5 protein-coding genes are annotated in these 3,122 nt (G+C 52.1%); 1 reads left to right on the forward strand and 4 read right to left on the reverse strand.

Annotation, left to right across the window (positions count from 1 at the left end):
- Nucleotides 1–628: LysR family transcriptional regulator (locus BY454_RS16515; RefSeq protein WP_104417651.1), on the reverse strand; the 628-nt coding region annotated here is incomplete at its 3' end.
- Between the two features lie 102 nt (nt 629–730).
- Here BY454_RS16515 and BY454_RS16520 point away from each other — a divergent pair.
- Complete coding sequence (locus BY454_RS16520) at nt 731–1,771, forward strand: zinc-binding alcohol dehydrogenase family protein (RefSeq protein ID WP_008172298.1); 1,041 nt, start codon at nt 731–733, stop codon at nt 1,769–1,771.
- An 89-nt stretch (nt 1,772–1,860) separates the two neighbouring features.
- Here the strand turns inward: BY454_RS16520 and BY454_RS16525 are convergent, their stop codons facing one another.
- From BY454_RS16525 to gmtX, 3 genes are read right to left on the reverse strand one after another with little or no spacing between them, the layout of a single operon-like run.
- Nucleotides 1,861–2,484, reverse strand: coding sequence for an AraC family transcriptional regulator (locus BY454_RS16525; RefSeq protein WP_082220601.1), 624 nt, complete (start codon nt 2,482–2,484; stop codon nt 1,861–1,863).
- A complete protein-coding gene (locus BY454_RS17120) occupies nt 2,424–2,768 on the reverse strand; it encodes a hypothetical protein (protein WP_227507931.1) in 345 nt (114 codons plus the stop codon). Before BY454_RS17120 ends, BY454_RS16525 begins: the two co-directional genes overlap by 61 nt.
- Nucleotides 2,761–3,078, reverse strand: coding sequence for a gamma-mobile-trio protein GmtX (gmtX, locus tag BY454_RS16535; RefSeq protein WP_258075690.1), 318 nt, complete (start codon nt 3,076–3,078; stop codon nt 2,761–2,763). Before gmtX ends, BY454_RS17120 begins: the two co-directional genes overlap by 8 nt.
- Between the last annotated feature and the right edge of the window lie 44 nt (nt 3,079–3,122).

A 3,122-nucleotide genomic window follows, 5' to 3' on the forward strand; every position in this document is an offset into this window, starting at 1 on the left:
ATTCCTCGTCTCCCCGTTTGAACGTCCAGAGGTCAAATGGGATGTCCTGCAACTGATAGAACAGTCCGTTGTGGTTCTCAAGGTCATCAGGATGAATGGGGCGACCATGACGCGAAAGGTAATCAGGAGATGCGCAAAGCAGGCGCGGCACATCGCAAATTTTGAAGCCATACAGGTTGGTGTCACTGGGCGCGCCGTAGCGAAGCGCCATGTCGACCGAATCCCGGTAAAAGTCCACGTTGGTGTCAGTAATCTGAACTCTGAGATTCAAACCTGGATGCGTTGCCATCAATTCGTCGATCCAGGGCACAACGCGGTTACGACCAAGATCGGATGAAACCGAAAGCCGGATTTCGCCTGTTACAGAGTCAACTTCAGATCGAAGGTTCTGTTGCGCCTGGCTCAACAAGTCAATCGCTTGTTTGCAGTGAGGCAAGTATTTCTCGCCGGCGGCAGATAACCGCAACCTTCGCGTGGAGCGTACGAATAACTCTACACCCAGCTCCTGTTCTACGCGCTTTACTGCGGCGCTGGCTGTGGCAGCTCGCATATCAAGGCTGGTGGCGGCAGCGGTAATGTTGCGGAATTCAGCGACCCTCAAAACCACGATCAGATCATCAAGACTCATTTTCAAAAATTCTTTGAATATGTTTAACAAATTTTCCCGTTTATCCGAGTGTAAACGGCGACCATACTGTGCGCTACTCGAAAGTCATTGCGGAGACAGATAATGAAAGCTGTTGGATATCGGGAATCTCTTCCTATCGAAAACCCTGATGCGCTGCAAAATGTTGAGATGGAACGTCCCGTCGCAAAAGGCCGGGACCTGCTGGTCAGAGTCAAAGCCATCGGCATGAACCCTGTTGACTTCAAGGTACGCCAGCGGGCGGAGCCGGAACCAGGCCAGATCAAAGTACTTGGATGGGATGCCGTTGGAGAGGTAGTGGCAACAGGCGAGGGCGCTTCACTCTTCAAAGAAGGTGACACCGTATTTTATGCCGGTGACGTTACCCGTCAGGGCAGCAACGCCGAATACCAGGTTGTCGATGAGCGTCTGGTTGGTCGGAAGCCTGCCAGCCTGTCCGACGCCGATGCTGCAGCGTTGCCCCTGACCACGATAACAGCATGGGAAATGCTGTTTGACCACCTGCAACTTGAGCGACAGTTGGCTGGGTCCATCACTCCAAGCGACGACGTGGTCCTTGTGATTGGCGCCGCAGGAGGCGTGGGTTCAATTCTAGTTCAATTGATCAAACAGCTAACAGGCGCGAAAGTACTCGCTACGGCATCTCGCCCGGAATCGAAGGCCTGGGTTGAATCATTGGGTGCGGATTTTGTTCTGAATCACCGTGAACCCTTGCAGCCCCAGATCGAAACACTGGTGTCTGCTGGCAAAATTGGTTCTGTAACCCATGTGGCCAGTCTTAACGCCACAGATCAATACTTCGACGATTATGTGGCGGTGCTTAGGCCGTTTGGAAAGATTGCCATGATCGACGATCCCGCAAGTCTGGACGTAATGAAAATCAAGCCGAAGAGTCTGTCATTACACATTGAATTCATGTTCGCCCGCTCAATGCACCAGGCGGATGATATGCAGGTTCAGCACGACTTGTTGAATGAGGTCTCACGGCTTGTAGATCAAGGCTTCATCCGCACAACTGCAGGGAAGCACCTCGGAGCGATCAACGCCGAGAATCTACGTGCCGCACACGCCGAACTGGAATCAGGAACCGCCGTTGGCAAGATTGTGCTGGAGGGTTTTGCCTGACGTAAATTCCAACTCACCGGCTCGTATAACAAACCATGCGTTCCGATCACGGAACTACCCCGATAGACATGGCATACCAGAGCCGGCCGTCAGCTTGCTTTTTCAGTTTGGCTCCACTGCTTGGGTGACAGGCCATACAGGCGTTTGAACTCCCGGCTGAACTGAGACGAGCTCAGGTAACCCACGTCCATGGCGGCAACGCTGACGTTTTGGCCTTCAGCAATTTTCATCGCGGCCTTGTTGAGCCGCATGGATTTCAGAAACTGAATGGGCGACATGTTTGTCGCCTGTTTGAATTTGCGATGGAACACCGCCCGGCTCATGCCAGCCTGATCAGCCAGGTCTTCAATTGTGACAGTTTTGTCCAGGTTGGATGACAGGAACTCAATCGAGCGGGCGATTTCGTTCCCAACACCAAATGCGTTTCTGAATGAATGGCCGGCTTCACCTTTCAGTAATTCGTAGTAGAACTCATGCAAACGGCTCTTCCCGAGAATTGATAGATCGACCGGGTTTTCATCGAGCTGCAGAAGGCGATAGAGGGCATCCGCAAACCCCTGGTTCCAGCGGGCTGTGGATAACCCCTGTGGCCGGGAGCTGTTTCTGGCGGGGCGCAGGGGGCCGGAAGGCGGCTTAGCCCAGGCGTTATTGCCTAACCTGAATGTTCGCTTTGCGACCTCAGCGTGCTTAAGCTGCCGGAATCTCGGCGACAAAAAAGGTCCGCTTCTATCAAAAAAATGGACGTAGCCTCGATTTCAATTGAGGGCTCTGCCCTCTCGCCGCAAGCGGCGATTCGCCCGAGGTATTTAAGGACCAGCGATTTTATCGCCGGATTCTGGCGCACGGCGCTCTTTCCGATACCGATAGCGTTGGCGACTTCGCCACAGTTTAGCTGGCCCCGAAAGACGATTTGCTTTAAATAGTCATCGGTTTTCGTAGCGGCCCAACGCTGAAAGGCAACAAGGTTTTCGCGAGCTTTTTCTTGTCCGTTAGCCATTCCCGATACTCAACGCTTTTTCAAGGGCATCCACAAAACCGTTTCTTAAGACAACCTTGCCGTTTTGGTCCTTGATGCTGCCGCGTTCTGTTTTAGTCCAGCCCTTTAATTTAAGGGACTCCTCAGAGATGGCGTCTCTCAATGCATCAATCTCGTGACTCAACAGGCTCGGTAACCTCGATTCAGATTTGTCTTCAGCACCCGCTCGGTAGTCAATTTCCAATTTCTTGATCGATGCAAACCTTTTATTTTCGGCCCTTGTCAATGGCCATTTATTTTGACCCACCTTTGGCCAATAAAATTGACCCACCTTTCATAGTCTAGCTTGTAACTTTCTGCTTCAGTCGATAGCTT

It is taken from the genome of Marinobacter persicus (genome assembly GCF_002934325.1).
Classification (GTDB): Bacteria; Pseudomonadota; Gammaproteobacteria; order Pseudomonadales; family Oleiphilaceae; genus Marinobacter; species Marinobacter persicus_A.